Here is a 14,246-nt window from a genome sequence, read left to right on the forward strand (position 1 = left end):
CCGCGCGCCCTGTTGTACTGCGCCCTCCCTGTCTAGTCTGTCGGGCTGATTCTCTCTCCAGGAGCAGCCCATGCAGCATGGCAAGGTCGATCCGGTACTGGCCCGTGGTTTATGTTGTCTGAAGCAGCGCATTGCGGCGGCGGCGATTCCGTCCTCGCGTATTGATGAAACCCTCAATCTGGCTACCTGGAATATCCGCGAGTTTGGCCAGCGAGCGCGCAGCGAGGCTGCCATTCACTATCTGGCCGAAATCATGGGGCAGTTCGATCTGATTTCGCTGATCGAGTTGAAAGAGGACCTGTCGGATCTGCAGCGGGTACTGGCCATCCTCGGTCCGGACTGGCGTGTGGTCTATTCAGGCGTGGTGCCGGATCCGGGCGGTAATGGCGAGCGTTTTGCCTTTGTCTATGACCGGCGTGCCGTCACCTTCAATGGCCTGGCTGCGGTGGCGATTCCGCCGCGCCAGCGCCGGGGCCGCGAATATGTCCTGGCTGAGGGGATGTGGTGGCGCCTGCCCTATCTGGCCTCGTTTCGTTCCGGCAATTTCGATTTCGTGGTGATGGCGGTGCATATCCGCTGGGGCGAGCACGAGGCAGACCGCCTGGGCGAGCTGTCCATGCTGGCGCAGTGGCTTGACGATTTTCGCCGCTCGGAGCAGTCGGTCGACGAGGACCTGATCGTGCTGGGCGACTTCAACATTCCCTCGCGCGACAGTCCGCTGTTTGCCGCGCTGACCCGCTACGGTCTGCAGGTGCCGCAGGCGATGATTGGCGATGGCTTCGGCAGCAATCTGGCGCGCGACAAGCGTTATGACCAGATCCTGCAATACCCCTCCGCGGTGTATCCGGACAGTTTTGCCGACCGGGGCGGGGTGCTGGATTTTCATCTGGGCGACGCGTTCATCAACGAGCTGTTTGATCCGGCGCACTTCGGCCCGATGAGCAAGGCGCGCTATACCCGCGAGCTGTCCGATCATCTGCCGGTGTGGATCCAGATTCGCACCGACAACGATGCGGCCCAGTTGCAGCAACTGATCCGCTGAGGAATGGCAGTTGCCAAGCGCTCGCCCGGCAGGAATAATCCGGCATCGATTTCTGGCAGGGAGCAAGCAGCATGTTGATCGAACAGGCAAATGTGCAGTGTCTGGCGGTACACCGGGTAGGCAACCAGTCGCGCGGTGAGGTGCTGCAGTTGTCCGACCGCACGCCGGCCGTGGATGAGGCGGTCTCGGGACTGTTGCTCAATGGCTATCTCAAGGGCATCGTCTCGGACAAGAAGAAGTACCAGTTCTTTCACGAAACCGATCTCAAGCTGAACGAGATTTATCACTACTCGCGCCAGTTCTTTCATGGCGAGCTGGATTTTCTCGAGGTGTCGCAGCGCATTGCGCGCCACCTGTATGCCCGCTCGACCCACCCCAACATCAGCGCCGGTGACTTGTTCGTCATCCTGTTCGACGGGCTGTCGGACGGTGAGCGCAATGTGCGTGGTCTGGGGGTGTTCAAGGCCGAGATCCGCGAGGATTTTCTCAGTGTGGTCGAGTCGGGGGATGTGTTCGATATCCGCCACGCCAGCGGCATCAACCCGCGGCTGATCGACAAGGGGGCGCTGATACTGGAGCACGGGCCGATCGTCTACGCCATCGATCGCCAGGGGCAGCAGACCAAGTTCTGGCTGGATGATTTTCTCAAGGCCATGCGCGTGCCGGATGCGGTGTCCAAGAGCCGCATGGTGGCCACCGCCGTGCAGCAGATCAGCAGTGATATCGAAGATCCGGTGCAGCAGGCGGAATTCCGCGAGGCGTGCCTGGAGTTGTGCGAAGAGAGCCAGACGGTATCGCCGGGGCAGGTGATGGCTGTGGCCGGCAAGTTCGTGCCGCGCGAGCAGGCGGCGCATGCCTTTGATGCGGCGGCCGAGTCCTGCGGCTTTGTGCGGGATGATCACGATGCCCTGCCGGCGCAGGGCATGGCCAAGCGGCTGGAGCGGACGCTGTCGAAGTACGGCGTCGGCCATGGCATCAGCTTGTTGCTGCCGGCCGGTATCACGCTGAAAAACATTCATTCCAGTGCAGACGGGGAAGGGGAGATGACACTGACGCTCAAGCTGCGCAAGCGTGAGCTGGCAGACTGAGCTGTTTCAGTCCGGAATCAGTGACTGCAACAGGATGATCAGCAATAGCAGCAGCCAGAACCCATGCGGGGTCAGTCTGCTCAGTCGTGATGGCGGCGGCTCGGGTCTGGGGGTGAAGCAACTGGAACCGTCCGGCAGTGTGACGCGTCGCCAGTTCGTGGCAGATGACTGCCTTTCCCGTAAAGGCGTGGGAAGTTGTTTGTGATAGGACTTGCCCATGGCCTTTCCATCAGAACGATCATGCAAAAATCCTGACGGAAAGTGAGGCGTTTGGCGCTCAGCCGCCTCCGAAATAACAAAGCCCTGCAGCAAGCTGCAGGGCTTTTGTATGTCGGTCGTTCAGACAGACTGGATCACTTCGGCAAAGGCCTGGGCCACGCGCTCGGCGTTGCCGCGATTCAGTCCAGCGACGCACATGCGGCCGGAACCGACCAGGTAGACTGCATGCTTTTCGCGCAGGCGCTCGATCTGTGGCGGTGTCAGGCCGGTGTAGCTGAACATGCCTTTCTGCGTCAGCAGATACTGGAAGTCATGACCGGGCAGCTCGCGACTCAGCACATCGAACAGCACCTGGCGCATGGCCTTGATGCGGCCGCGCATGCCGGCCAGCTCGTTTTCCCACTGTGCACGCAAGCCGGTATCGCTCAGCACGCCGGCGATCAGCTGGCTGCCATGGGTCGGCGGGCTGGAGTAGTTGCGCCGTACCGTGGCCTGCAACTGGCCCAGCACCCGGCGGGCTTCTTCTTCGCTGGCGCAGACCACCGACAGACCGCCACAGCGCTCGCCATAGAGCGAGAAGATCTTGGAGAAAGAGTTGGCCACCAGGAAGGAGGCACCACGCGCCAGCAGAGTACGAATGGCATAGGCGTCTTCTTCCAGCCCGTCACCAAAGCCCTGATAGGCGATGTCGAGGAAGGGGACCAGTTCGTGCTCAAGCAGCAGATCGATCACCTGGTCCCACTGGGCCGGGCTCAGGTCAGTGCCGGTCGGGTTGTGGCAGCAGGGGTGCAGCAGCACGATGCTGTGTGCCGGCAGACTGGCCAGGCAGTCGAGCATGGCCTCGAACTTGACCCGGCTGCCCTGGGCGTCGAAGTAGGGGTAACGACCAACCTTGAAACCGGCGCCTTCAAACACGGCCACATGGTTGTCCCAGGTCGGGTCGCTGACCCAGACGCCGGCTTCGGGGAAGGTGCGCTTGAGGAAGTCGGCGCCGATCTTCAGCGCGCCGGAGCCACCCAGGGTCTGGATGGTGGCGATCCGGGCGAATGGCGCATTCGGGCCAAACAGCAGCGGCTGCAGAGCCTGGCGGTAATTGGCGGCGCCTTCCATCGGCAGATAGCTGCAGGGCGTCGGATTTTGCTGCAGTTTGGCCTCGACGGCACTGACGGCGGCCAGACGTGGCAGGCGGCCTTCCTCATCGTAGTAGAGGCCGATGCCCAGATTGACCTTGTCGCTGCGTTCATCCTTCAGGAAGGCCTGCAGCAGGCCGAGAATCGGATCGCCAGGGTAGGATTCGACGTGTTCAAACAAGGGAATTCTCCAATGTAGTTGTCAGGTATTCGTATGGTTATCCGCTGACTATACCGCCTGCCCGAGGCCCCTTCCAGTGCTATTCCCGGATCACCCGTGCCTGATAGAAGCCCTGGCTCTGGCCTGGCGTTTCGTTCAGCAGGAAGTCGATCAGCAACCGCAGGGCGGGGATCAGCCCGCGCCTTGAGGGGTAGACCAGATGCAGGATGCCCCAGGGCGACTGGCAATCCGGCAGCAGCGCCTGCAGCCGTCCGTCCTGCAGATAGGGCTGGCAGACCAGGCTGGGCAGCAGGGCGACGCCGACCCCCTGAGCCGCCGCTTCGGCCAGGACCACCAGATCGTCGGTCATCAGGCGCGGGGCATCGATCTGCAGCCGGACTTCATGACCATCACCATCCAGCAGCACCCACAGGCCTCGGCCATCCGGACGGCTCATGGTCAGGCAGGGGTAGCGCAGCAGCTCGCCCGGCATGCGCGGGGTGCCCAGCTCTGCCAGCAAGGCCGGGCTGGCAACCATCAGCATGCGGCTGGTACTCAGGGGGCGAGCAACCTGATTGGCGCTGTCTTCGATCACATTGCGCACGCGCAGTGCCAGATCAATGCCTTCTTCGATCAGATCGACGCGGCGGTTGGTGGCTTCCAGCTGAATGCGTACCTGGGGATGGGCGGCCAGAAAGCGTGGCAGGATGGGGGCCAGCAGGGTTTTTGCCAGCAGTTCCGGACAGCTGATGCGCAACAGTCCGCGCGGCTCGGCCTGCACACGGGCGATGGTTTCTTCTGCGGCTTCGGCTTCGGCCAGCACCGCCTGGCAGTGCTGGTAGTACTGACTGCCAATCTCGGTCAGCGCCAGGTGACGGGTGGTGCGATGCAGCAGTCGGGTGCCCAGGCGTTCTTCCAGTTCGGCAATGCGCCGTGAAAGTCGCGACTTGGGAATGCCCAGGGCGCGGCCGGCGGCCATGAAGCCGCCGTGTTCGACCACTTTGGCAAAGTAAAACAGATCATTCAGGTCTTGCATGTAGATTGTCCTGTTTTTGGAACAATGAATCTGATTTTAGCTATCTATTCATGATTGTCCCAGCAATATACGATTCAGCCATACAAACAACTTGTGAAGGAAACCCATCATGAAAATCCTGCATATCGATGCCAGCATCCTCGGTGACAAGTCGGTGTCGCGTGAACTGAGCGCCGCCATGGTGGCCGCTGTTCGTGCCCGTCATCCGCAAGCCAGCGTGGCCTACCGCGATGTGGTGGCTCAGCCGATCGCTCACTTGTCGGGTGAAATCTTTGGTGCTGCCTTTGCCCCCGAATCCGACTGGACCCCGACCCAGCGTGCCGAACGTGCGCTGACCGACAGCCTGATCGATGAGTTCCTGGCTGCCGATGTGGTGGTGATTGCTGCGCCGATGTACAACTTCTCGATTCCTTCGCAACTGAAGAGCTGGATTGACCGCATCTCTGCCGTGGGCCGTACCTTCAAGTACACCGAAAACGGTCCGGTGGGTCTGGCTGTGAACAAGAAGGTACTGATCGCCTCCTCGCGCGGTGGTGTCTACACCAATGAGCAAGGTCAGCTGATGGACTTCCAGGAAGATTACCTGCGTACCGTGATGGGCTTCCTCGGCAGCGCCGACGTGCAGATCGTGCGCGCCGAAGCGGTCAACATGGGCGAAGACAAGCGCGCCACCGCGCTGCATGCCGCCCACGAAGCGATTGCTGCGCTGAAGCTGTAACGGTTCTGATCGTCCGCCGCGGTGCTCGCGAAGTGTGCCGCGATGGGTGAAATGAAGAAAAGGGTGCATGGCCTGTGGGGCATGCACCCTTTTGTCGCTATTTGCTCAGGCATCGGCGTTGACGCCTGGCATTCGCCTTTTTTTTCAGGATGCCTTTCCTGATGGCGTATGCATCCATTCGGACTGAGCATGAGTCAGGAAGCGTTGCCAGTTGTCCATCATGCGCTGATGATTCTGTACCGCTAAGTGATCGTTGGGTTGCTACCCGCCATTTGCCGACAGGTCGCGGGATAAAGACTCGATTGTTTGTGGGTAATCAAGGGCGTAGTGAAGCAAGCGCTGATTTGCTTAGTCTGTAATCTTGTTACAAAAAGCGGGTAATGCACATCAAAATAATAATGTCAAATAAAGTAATTAATGCTATACCAGGAAAACAAGGGGATCTAACTATTTTAAATATTATTGTTTTAATGTGCTTAAGCATGTTTTGTCCACACAAAAAACAGACCGCCACATTGAAGCATGAAGCGGTCTGCATGCCAATCGAAGAAGGTTGAATCTACCGATTAATTTCGCCTGCCCCGACGTCCCCCCGGTATTGAGTAGCACGTAGCTTTAGAGTCCAAGCACCCATGGCGCTGTCCCTTTTGCATGAAATATCGCGATTCTTAATCGAATTCATGCTCAAGCCGAAAGCAGACCTCGTGATAGATCTCGCAAGCTTCAGGCTCAAAATCACTGACGCGCTCGGCAAAACTGGCAGCATAAAATTCAATGGGCTGGCATTCTATCCCTGTTGTACCTGCTTGCTGGATGATCCAGTGGCGTGATGGTCGGGGATCAATGATCTCAAACAGGCACATGGGTATAGGCAGGATGTAGTACCGGTGTGGCAGCTGCAGCATCACCCCAAAGGGCGGGGATAGATGCCAGCTCATGCCTAATACGGTATGAACCGTACCAACCTCTTGGTAATACTGATGTGTGCTGTTGGCCAGACCAAGTTCTTGTTTCTGTTTTGGGGTGAGTTCTGAGGCGATGCATCTGACTTTCATTTCATGATGCCTTTCCTGTCGGCGTCTCCATCCCTCCCGTCAGGGCGCATAGATGAGCTGTGACGGGGGAAATGGCGAGTGTAAAAAAGGAGGCATGGCCCATAGGGTCAAGCTCCCTGTTGAAGTGGCAGCCAGTTTTAGTCGAACTCGTGTTCTAACTTTACCCTCAACGCTTGATAAATGGCCATATACTCCGGTTCCAGGTCAGTTAAGTAATCGTGAAAGAACTCAATAAATAACTCTTTGGGCCAGATGTAAATATTGTGCTCTCCGTATTTTCTGGCAATCCAATAGCGAGAAGGTCTGTCGTCTATCACTTCAAATAAGCAGATTGGTGCATTCAGTATGTATTCTGAACCAGGAACGTCAATAAATACGCCACCAGGTTGGTTGGTGTTATAGGAAATAGCAAAAACCGTGTAAATCTTACCAGGTTCAAGTTGATACCATTCCTGAGGCCAGTCCAGCCCGGTGACCGCCTTTTGTTCAGGAGTTAGTGTTGTTGTTTTGCAGAGAACTTTCATTTTAAGGTGTCCGAATGATCATGCTCTTAGGTTCAACTAATTGCTTTGTGACTTGATTCCAGTAAGCATGAATCTCGAATTGTGTGCCATCTTTGGCTGTGTAGCTTGGGCTACTTACTTTACGCCAGTCGCTTGCTCTTCCTCCATGTTCTGCAATCAATCGCTCAATGATTGGAATAGGCCTATCAGGCGTATGCCCTGCGATTGGACTCCCCCGTCCTGCGTCGTTCTGCTGACTGAGCTTCTCGGTCAGGGGGGTAAATCGCTGAGACAAGACCTATGGCTATGCCCTTTATGTGTCAAATATAACCAGTGTTAATCAAATTCATGCTCTAGCCGAATGCATATCTCGCGATATATTTCGCAATCCGCGGGCTCAAAATCACTGACGCGCTCGGCAAAGCCTTCGGTATAAAACTCAATTGGCTTGCACTCTATTCCTGTCGTGCTGGCTTGGCGGAAAATCCAGTGACGAGATGGGCGGGCGTCAATGATCTCAAAAAGGCATTGAGGTACGGGTAAAATATATAGTTCAGTAGGTAAAAGCAGCATGACGCCTATCGGGGGCGATAAGTTCCAGCTCATACCTAACACGGTGTGAACTGAATCGACCTCTAAGTAGTATCGATTGCTATTTTCTGCCAGGCTGAGTTCGAGCCTTTGCGCGGCGTTCAGCTCAGAGGCTATGCATCTCACTTTCATTTCATAACGCCTTTCCTGATGTCGTATGCATCCATTCGGACTGAGCATGAGTCAGGAAGCGTTGCCAGTTGTCCATCATGCGCTGATGATTCTGTGCCGGAGAGTGATTGTTGGGCAAATATCCGCCAGTGACAGGCATGTAGCGGACAAAAGACGCCATTTCCTGTGGGTAATCAAAGTCAGCATAGATGGTCTCTACCGTGCCGAGAGGGTCCGGGTCGGTCAACCTGTTTTCATAGACCCAGGCCAGACTGAGGAATAGCCATTGTTTTTTAATCTCGCTTTCTTGTCTGGTTTCCCGTTGCGCCAGCTGAGTTGCGAGTTCGGACACTTGCCAGACATGATTCTTATCCACCTTGGCTAATGACAAGATCACAGGGTCGCCAGTGTGCTGCTGGATTTTGGCCGCTTCGACCAGGTCACGCCAGGTCAGTAAGGCTCGCTGGTAGCCGCAGAGCAGGGCCGCCCAACTCAGGCGGGTTTTTTGTTCGGCGAAATGCAGAGGGATGGTGATCGACAAGCACATGTGAATTCAGCCTCCCTCTGGGTTCTTGGCTCAATATAATTGGCAATAAACTGCCAGTGGATATTTAACGATATATTTTCCAACCTGTTTCTTTGCAGCATTGACGGACGAAGTTTTCCTCTCCGACTACATAGAGTAATTTGTCGAATGAGTCCGGTCGAATAATGCAAAACCTTAACGGGTGGTCCCCGAAAATGACACTGTCCATGTGGTCTAGTCTTGATTCGGGATGTTGAATTTCCTCGATGGATTCTTGGTTTGAGCTGAAGGTATTGATTTCAAAATCACTTTTGTTGAGAAAGTCCAATGCCCAGCCGTAATGAGCCTGATGACAATTTGCATTATTCATTGCGGTCGATAAGTTGATTGCATCTTGGCCAAGTATCTGTTTGTCATCTAGCGTGGCATAGATCCATTTTTTTCCTTGAAGAATTTCTTTATTGCTATTTTGTGTGAGGTTGATTGTTTTATTTATGTCAGCTCTTATTAGATTTGCGCAATGGAGAGTATTAAATTTAATAACTGTTTCCATGTATACCTCTTTGGTTGTTATTCTATCCAATATTCTGCATGTTTTGCTGGATAAGTATCATTGTTTTGCCGTCACTCCTGCACCATGATGTCAGTAAACGTCATGATGCAAGGGGCCGCTTTAGGTTGAAGTGTTTATGTAATCAAAAAATTGCTCATTGACAGGTTGGTTCAATGCTTCCCAGTGGGAAAGATCAAATTTTTCAGCGGCCAATCTTAGCTTTTCTGTGCCACATAGATACAATATATCCCAAGCAAGATCTTCATCCTTTTCAAGGTTAGGTCCTGCTCTACTTCTAACTAAAAGTGCCCTCACTTCATCGGTGCTGAGCTTTTCAAATTCATGCAAGCATTGCATTGGTGCTATCAAATCTAAACCCATGGCGTTATATATAAAATCTATGACGGCCAACGCCCATTTTTCTTGGTTGTTACCATATTGCCCGCCAAAAAAATTGGAAAGTGCTCCATTGGGGCAAAAATCATCCAGTACTGCAAAAATTAATTGCTTTTGAATCGCTTGGCTCATGTCTAATTTGTACATGTCACATTCCTGGGAATTTGAATTTTGGAATTTCGCCATTATTCGCTGCACGCATCGATGGGCTGTTAATCTCTACTGTCGCTGTTGACAAATTAGTCTTGCCAGACGCATCCCCTGCAACTCTATAGGTTACAACAGTGCCATCTGGTAATTTTGCTACCCAAGAATTACCACCTTTGATCTGAGTAACGGAAATCGGTGTCTGACCATTGAATGCAGCCTTGGCAAATGCTTCAGCTGTTACATTTGGATTGACTGATGGTGGCATGGGAATGGGTGTTCCTACCCCACCTATACCCGGTGGTAGTTTTCCATTCGCATCAAGTAGCGAAGAGGGGGGCACGCCAGACTTTGCCTTGGGCAGCTTGCTAATCACCTTCGGCAGCATCCCCGCCACTGGCTCGGCGCGGGCTGCCGCCACCCCCTGTCCCTGGCAGCCTTTCTGCTCCATCTCCAGACGTTGCTTCTCATAGCGGCTGCGGCCCGGGCTGGCGGCGCCCTCATGAATGACTCCGCTACTACTGAAGCCCGAGGAGCGCGTGCCGATGACATGAACGGTGCCCAGTGTCGGTAAGTCGCGTTTGACGCGCCGGTGGCTGCCTTCCGCCCAACTGGCCAGCATGTCGCGGTGAAAACGCACGCCTCGTTGCACACGCTCGTCATGGGGCAGGCGCCGGCCGAATGCCTCAAGGACCTGGTCGGCCTGCTGATAGCCCTGATCAATCTGTGAATAGCGCAGTGAGCTTTCGTTGATTGCCAGCAGCAGGCTGTCAGGTGCCTGCTGGCGCAGGGTGCTCATCTGCGCGATGGCCTGCTGATACTCGCTGTGGTGGCGGTTCAGGGTGGTCAGGATGTCGGCGATCATGCGCATGGCCGGACGTTGGTCGCCGGCGGCCAGACGTGACTGTGCCCAGCGTTCGCCCTCGGCGAGCTGGCCGGCGGCAAGCAGGGTTGCCAGGTAGTGGCTGAAGGCGCTGACGATGGTGCTGCGCTCGCTGGACTCCAGTGCCTGGAGCAGCGGGGCATGCCACTGAGTGGGGTCGCCGGCCACGATCGTATCGGGTTGGCGATAACGCCATTGCGCCAGGGCCAGGATACCGCCCGGGTCGGTGCCTGGTGGCAGTGTGTTCATCAGGGTTTCGGCCTGATGCAGGATGGCACCGGCTTCGCCCGGTGTGCCATTGGCCCAGAGCAGCATGTAGAGCATTTCCATATCGGCAGCGAGCGCCGGGGCTTCAGGCATGGCTCGCAGCCGGTTGAGCAATGCGCTGGCCTGTTCGCGGGTTACGACGGTGGCCTGGGTTTCTCGCCAGGCACCCAGCACCCACGGGTTGGGGTAGCGTTGGCTCAGTTGCTGCAGGAAGGGGACGCTGCGGGGGCGGGCATGGCGCTGCTCGGCCAGGGTGAAGTAGCGTGCATAGACGCGTGAAAACGGGATCTCCTGGGGGGCGAGGGCATCGAGCAGGTTTTCGAAGGCGGGCAGTGCGCGTTCCGGCTGTGCGGATTTGGCCAGGGTCAGTGCGTGCTGGTAGGCCGCCTGCCAGTTGCTGTGCTGCTCGGTGATACGCTGGTCGTGGGCGGCGAAGATCTCATGCAGGGGGGCGAGCGAGGGGGCCGGTTGGGCCTGGGCGTTGCCGAGGCTCAGGCAGAGGCTGGCAGACAGGAGAAGGACAGATCGCCAATTCATGTACGGCACTCCATGGGCTGGGTCGGAGTAGCTCCGACCGAGTGCCAGGAGGCCGGTTCAGCGTGGCGGGGTGGCCATTGGAGGGATTGCCGTAACGGGTAAAAACGGCTAGGTGCTTGTCAAACGGGTAGGGCCGGCGTGGGCGGTATGGTGGCCCGGCAGGCGCCGGGCCGAAAGATCGGTCAGTGGGTGGCTTACACCCAGTCGCGCACTGGCAGGAAGTGCTGGTAAAGCGCCGCTTCGGGCGAGCCCGGTTCGGGCTGGTAGCCGTATTCCCAGCGTACCAGCGGCGGCATGGACATCAGGATGGATTCAGTGCGCCCGCCGCTTTGCAGGCCGAACAGGGTGCCCCGGTCCCAGACCAGGTTGAATTCGACGTAGCGGCCGCGACGGTAAAGCTGGAACTGGCGTTCGCGTTCGCTCCACGGGGTGCGCTTGCGTCGCTCGACGATCGGCAGGTAGGCATCGAGATAACCATTGCCGACGGCCTGCATCAGGGCAAAGCAGCGCTCGAAGCCGCCTTCGTTCAGGTCGTCGAAGAACAGGCCACCGATGCCGCGCGCTTCCTGGCGGTGTTTCAGATAGAAGTAGTCATCGCACCATTTCTTGTAGGCCGGGTAGACCTCGCTGCCGAAGGGCTGGCACAGGTCACGCGCGACGGTATGCCAGTGCACGGCGTCTTCTTCGAAGCCGTAGTAGGGGGTCAGGTCGAAGCCGCCGCCAAACCACCAGACCGGCTCGGCATCGTCGCGTTCGGCGATGAAGAAGCGCACGTTGGCGTGGCTGGTGGGGACATAGGGGTTGTGCGGATGGATGACCAGCGACACGCCCATGGCCTGGAAGCGACAGCCGACCAGTTCGGGGCGGTGAGCGGTCGCCGAAGGCGGCAGCTTGTTGCCGGCCACGTGGGAGAAATTGACCCCGGCCTGCTCGAAGACCTTGCCCTGGCTGAGGACCCGGCTTTCTCCGCCGCCGCCTTCGGCGCGTTGCCAGCTGTCGCGCTCAAAACGGGCGCCGCCATCGGCTTGTTCCAGTGCCTGGCAAATCCTGTTCTGCAGGTCGAGCAGATAGGTTTTGACCTGGTCGGTGTGCGGGCTGGGCATGGCGGTTCCTTGCTACGGTGATGAAGGTGTCATTTTACCCCGAGCGGGGGCTCGGCTCTACAGGGTGTCTTCCTGCTGGCCGTGCTCGGGGATGTTGAGGACGAAGCGTGCACCGCCCTGCGGGCTGTCTGTGACGAAGACGCTGCCCCCATGCTGTCCGGCGATCAGACGCACGAAGGACAGACCAAGTCCGTAATTGCCGCTGTGGGGCTCGCGTTCATTGTTCAGGCGGTGGAAGGGGTCGAAGACCCGCTCGCGTTCGGCCAGCGGGATGCCGGGGCCGTCATCGTCGACGGTGACGCTCAGCCAGCCATCCTGTTTGCTGATGCTGAGCCGGATGCAGCTGTTGGCAAAGCGTACGGCGTTGACCAGCAAGTTGCGGGTGGCAATGTACATCAGTTTGCGGTCGAACTCGGCCTCGGTCTGTGGGCAATCCAGGGTCATCGTCACGCCTTCCGGTACCAGGGGACGCACCAGGCCCAGCAGGTCGCCGAACCATTCGGCCAGTTCGGTATGCTCGCGTTGCAGAATGATCTGCCCCTGGTCGAGCTGGGCATAGCTCATGCTGGCATTGACCAGGTCGTCCAGCTCCTGCATGTCGTGCTCCATGCCCTCCCGGTACTTTGCACGCTCGCTGTCATTGTCGGCCTCTTCCAGCATGGTGAGGCCGAAGCGCAGGCGGGCGATGGGGGTGCGCAGTTCATGCGATACGGCGTGGCTGAGTGCCTGGTGGGCGTTCATCTGACCTTCCAGGCGTTCGGCCATGCTGTTGAGACCGGCGGAGAGCGGTGTCAGCAGCCAGGTTTTGGCCCTGGGGGCGCGGGCGGTCAGTTCGCCGGCCGCCAGCCGTTCGGCCGTGCCGCGGATTTCGACCAGGTCGTTCCACAGCGGGCGGAGGAAGACGAAGACCAACAGGCCGAAGCCCAGTCCGGTGAGGCTCCACCACAGCGCCTTGGCGTGGGTGCCGTCGGTCAGCAGCGAGTCGCTGTCGGGCACGGCAAAGTTCAGCGGACCGAAGACCAGGATTTGCTGGCTGTTGCCGACTCGTGCGTACAGCAGGTTGCTGTCCTGGTCAAAGCGCATGACGCCGCGCTGCAGGTCCTGGCGCAGTCCGTCGTCGACGTCCTGCAGATGCCGGAGGTCGGTCAGCACCATCTTGTAGCTGAAGCCGTGGCTCAGTCTGGACAGCGTGCCGGGCCAGTCCTGTTCGGGCTGATCGAGCAGCTCGCGCTGCACCATCTGGACGGTGCCGCGCATGAAGCTGCGGGCGTTGTCTTCGTCAACGCCGCTGTAGAGCTGGTCGATGACCACGCCGACGGTGCTGATGATCAGCACCAGGGCCAGCAGGGTGCTCAGGTAATAGCGGAAGAACAAGGTGGCCAGCGACGGATGCAGCAGTCCGCGCAGAAAGTGCTTCATGCCAGCTCCCAGTCGCTCTTGGAGAACAGGTAGCCTTTGCCGCGCACGGTCTTGATGCGTGTCGGCGCCATCGGGTCATCCAGCAGTTTTTTTCGCAGGCGCGAGATGCGGGCATCGATGGAGCGGTCGTTGCCATCAAAGCCGATGCCGCGCAGCTGGCCGAGGATGTCATCGCGCGACAGAATGCTGCCGGCATGACTGGCCAGCATCCACAGCAGGTCGAATTCAGCGGTGGTCAGTTCGAGATGCTGAGTGCCCAGCCGGGCAGAACGAGTGCCGCGGTTGATGCTGAACTGGCCGAAGGACAGCTGATCCATCCGGGTGCCGGATTTGCCGGTGTCGGCGCGGCGCAGCAGGGCCCGCACCCGCGCCAGCAGCTTGCGCGGTTCGACCGGCTTGGCGAGGTAGTCGTCGGCGCCCAGTTCCAGACCAAGAATTTCATCAATCTCGTCGTTGCGGGCAGTCATCATCAGAATGCGGCCGGCATAGTAGGGGCGCAGGTCGCGGCAGATTTCAAAACCGCCTTTGCCGGGCAGCATCAGGTCGAGGATCACCAGATCGGGCTGGACTTCCATGATCGCGGCCTCGGCCTCGTCACCTTTGCCACAGGTGCTGACCCGGTAGCCGTTTTTGCCGAGGAAGGCGGCAATCAGTTCTGCCAGTCGGGCATCGTCTTCGACCAGATATACGTGTTCACTCATGGCGCTGCTCTTGGTGGGTTGTTTTGGCTGCTTTGCACTTGTCATTAAAGTGAACGCGATG

The 14,246-nt window shown here is 57.8% G+C and carries 15 protein-coding genes; 3 read left to right on the forward strand and 12 right to left on the reverse strand.

Going from position 1 to position 14,246, the window contains the following annotated elements:
* Positions 1 to 70 precede the first annotated feature (70 nt).
* Positions 71 to 1,042: an endonuclease/exonuclease/phosphatase family protein gene (locus AACH39_RS13215; RefSeq protein WP_215778846.1), complete on the forward strand. Its 972-nt coding sequence runs from the start codon at positions 71 to 73 to the stop codon at positions 1,040 to 1,042.
* A 71-nt stretch (positions 1,043 to 1,113) separates the two neighbouring features.
* Positions 1,114 to 2,130: a nucleoid-associated protein gene (locus AACH39_RS13220; RefSeq protein WP_215778844.1), complete on the forward strand. Its 1,017-nt coding sequence runs from the start codon at positions 1,114 to 1,116 to the stop codon at positions 2,128 to 2,130.
* 339 nt (positions 2,131 to 2,469) lie between these two features.
* Here AACH39_RS13220 and AACH39_RS13225 read toward each other — a convergent pair whose 3' ends face one another.
* Both AACH39_RS13225 and AACH39_RS13230 read right to left on the reverse strand, forming a co-directional pair.
* Positions 2,470 to 3,660: an amino acid aminotransferase gene (locus AACH39_RS13225; RefSeq protein WP_338620317.1), complete on the reverse strand. Its 1,191-nt coding sequence runs from the start codon at positions 3,658 to 3,660 to the stop codon at positions 2,470 to 2,472.
* A gap of 79 nt (positions 3,661 to 3,739) precedes the next feature.
* Positions 3,740 to 4,675, reverse strand: coding sequence for a LysR substrate-binding domain-containing protein (locus AACH39_RS13230; RefSeq protein ID WP_215778838.1), 936 nt, complete (start codon positions 4,673 to 4,675; stop codon positions 3,740 to 3,742).
* A 109-nt stretch (positions 4,676 to 4,784) separates the two neighbouring features.
* Here AACH39_RS13230 and AACH39_RS13235 point away from each other — a divergent pair, with 109 nt between their 5' ends.
* Positions 4,785 to 5,393, forward strand: a complete 609-nt coding sequence (locus AACH39_RS13235) for an NAD(P)H-dependent oxidoreductase (protein WP_215778836.1) — start codon at positions 4,785 to 4,787, stop codon at positions 5,391 to 5,393.
* A gap of 668 nt (positions 5,394 to 6,061) precedes the next feature.
* Here the strand turns inward: AACH39_RS13235 and AACH39_RS13240 are convergent.
* From AACH39_RS13240 to AACH39_RS13285, 10 genes are all read right to left on the reverse strand, one after another.
* Positions 6,062 to 6,448, reverse strand: coding sequence for a hypothetical protein (locus AACH39_RS13240; protein ID WP_215778827.1), 387 nt, complete (start codon positions 6,446 to 6,448; stop codon positions 6,062 to 6,064).
* 137 nt (positions 6,449 to 6,585) lie between these two features.
* Complete coding sequence (locus AACH39_RS13245; RefSeq protein WP_338620322.1) at positions 6,586 to 6,972, reverse strand: hypothetical protein; 387 nt, start codon at positions 6,970 to 6,972, stop codon at positions 6,586 to 6,588.
* A gap of 315 nt (positions 6,973 to 7,287) precedes the next feature.
* Complete coding sequence (locus AACH39_RS13250; RefSeq protein WP_338620324.1) at positions 7,288 to 7,674, reverse strand: hypothetical protein; 387 nt, start codon at positions 7,672 to 7,674, stop codon at positions 7,288 to 7,290.
* 1 nt (position 7,675) lies between these two features.
* Positions 7,676 to 8,200: a DUF2247 family protein gene (locus AACH39_RS13255; protein WP_338620326.1), complete on the reverse strand. Its 525-nt coding sequence runs from the start codon at positions 8,198 to 8,200 to the stop codon at positions 7,676 to 7,678.
* A gap of 64 nt (positions 8,201 to 8,264) precedes the next feature.
* Positions 8,265 to 8,732 (reverse strand): hypothetical protein, encoded by a 468-nt coding sequence (locus AACH39_RS13260; RefSeq protein ID WP_338620327.1) that lies wholly within the window; start codon positions 8,730 to 8,732, stop codon positions 8,265 to 8,267.
* 120 nt (positions 8,733 to 8,852) lie between these two features.
* Complete coding sequence (locus AACH39_RS13265) at positions 8,853 to 9,275, reverse strand: hypothetical protein (protein WP_338620328.1); 423 nt, start codon at positions 9,273 to 9,275, stop codon at positions 8,853 to 8,855.
* A gap of 1 nt (position 9,276) precedes the next feature.
* Positions 9,277 to 10,962, reverse strand: a complete 1,686-nt coding sequence (locus tag AACH39_RS13270) for a hypothetical protein (RefSeq protein WP_338620329.1) — start codon at positions 10,960 to 10,962, stop codon at positions 9,277 to 9,279.
* A 194-nt stretch (positions 10,963 to 11,156) separates the two neighbouring features.
* Positions 11,157 to 12,065 (reverse strand): oxygen-dependent coproporphyrinogen oxidase, encoded by a 909-nt coding sequence (hemF, locus tag AACH39_RS13275; RefSeq protein ID WP_215778819.1) that lies wholly within the window; start codon positions 12,063 to 12,065, stop codon positions 11,157 to 11,159.
* A gap of 57 nt (positions 12,066 to 12,122) precedes the next feature.
* Positions 12,123 to 13,484 carry an ATP-binding protein gene (locus tag AACH39_RS13280; RefSeq protein ID WP_338620330.1) on the reverse strand — a complete coding sequence of 454 codons (1,362 nt, stop codon included), beginning with the start codon at positions 13,482 to 13,484 and terminating at the stop codon, positions 12,123 to 12,125.
* On the reverse strand, positions 13,481 to 14,185 hold the full coding sequence (locus AACH39_RS13285; protein WP_215778814.1) for a response regulator: 705 nt from the start codon (positions 14,183 to 14,185) through the stop codon (positions 13,481 to 13,483). Before AACH39_RS13285 ends, AACH39_RS13280 begins: the two co-directional genes overlap by 4 nt.
* Between the last annotated feature and the right edge of the window lie 61 nt (positions 14,186 to 14,246).

This window comes from Paludibacterium flexuosum, assembly GCF_037076605.1.
Taxonomy (GTDB): domain Bacteria; phylum Pseudomonadota; class Gammaproteobacteria; order Burkholderiales; family Chromobacteriaceae; genus Paludibacterium.

Excerpts from the sequence above, each read along its gene's own strand:
- AACH39_RS13280 (WP_338620330.1), bottom strand. The coding sequence starts at position 13,484 with ATGAAGCACTTTCTGCGCGGACTGCTGCATCCGTCGCTGGCCACCTTG.
- AACH39_RS13220 (WP_215778844.1), top strand. The coding sequence starts at position 1,114 with ATGTTGATCGAACAGGCAAATGTGCAGTGTCTGGCGGTACACCGGGTA.
- AACH39_RS13230 (WP_215778838.1), bottom strand. The coding sequence starts at position 4,675 with ATGCAAGACCTGAATGATCTGTTTTACTTTGCCAAAGTGGTCGAACAC.
- AACH39_RS13245 (WP_338620322.1), bottom strand. The coding sequence starts at position 6,972 with ATGAAAGTTCTCTGCAAAACAACAACACTAACTCCTGAACAAAAGGCG.
- AACH39_RS13250 (WP_338620324.1), bottom strand. The coding sequence starts at position 7,674 with ATGAAAGTGAGATGCATAGCCTCTGAGCTGAACGCCGCGCAAAGGCTC.
- hemF (WP_215778819.1), bottom strand. The coding sequence starts at position 12,065 with ATGCCCAGCCCGCACACCGACCAGGTCAAAACCTATCTGCTCGACCTG.
- AACH39_RS13240 (WP_215778827.1), bottom strand. The coding sequence starts at position 6,448 with ATGAAAGTCAGATGCATCGCCTCAGAACTCACCCCAAAACAGAAACAA.
- AACH39_RS13285 (WP_215778814.1), bottom strand. The coding sequence starts at position 14,185 with ATGAGTGAACACGTATATCTGGTCGAAGACGATGCCCGACTGGCAGAA.
- AACH39_RS13235 (WP_215778836.1), top strand. The coding sequence starts at position 4,785 with ATGAAAATCCTGCATATCGATGCCAGCATCCTCGGTGACAAGTCGGTG.
- AACH39_RS13270 (WP_338620329.1), bottom strand. The coding sequence starts at position 10,962 with ATGAATTGGCGATCTGTCCTTCTCCTGTCTGCCAGCCTCTGCCTGAGC.
- AACH39_RS13215 (WP_215778846.1), top strand. The coding sequence starts at position 71 with ATGCAGCATGGCAAGGTCGATCCGGTACTGGCCCGTGGTTTATGTTGT.
- AACH39_RS13255 (WP_338620326.1), bottom strand. The coding sequence starts at position 8,200 with ATGTGCTTGTCGATCACCATCCCTCTGCATTTCGCCGAACAAAAAACC.
- AACH39_RS13265 (WP_338620328.1), bottom strand. The coding sequence starts at position 9,275 with ATGTACAAATTAGACATGAGCCAAGCGATTCAAAAGCAATTAATTTTT.
- AACH39_RS13260 (WP_338620327.1), bottom strand. The coding sequence starts at position 8,732 with ATGGAAACAGTTATTAAATTTAATACTCTCCATTGCGCAAATCTAATA.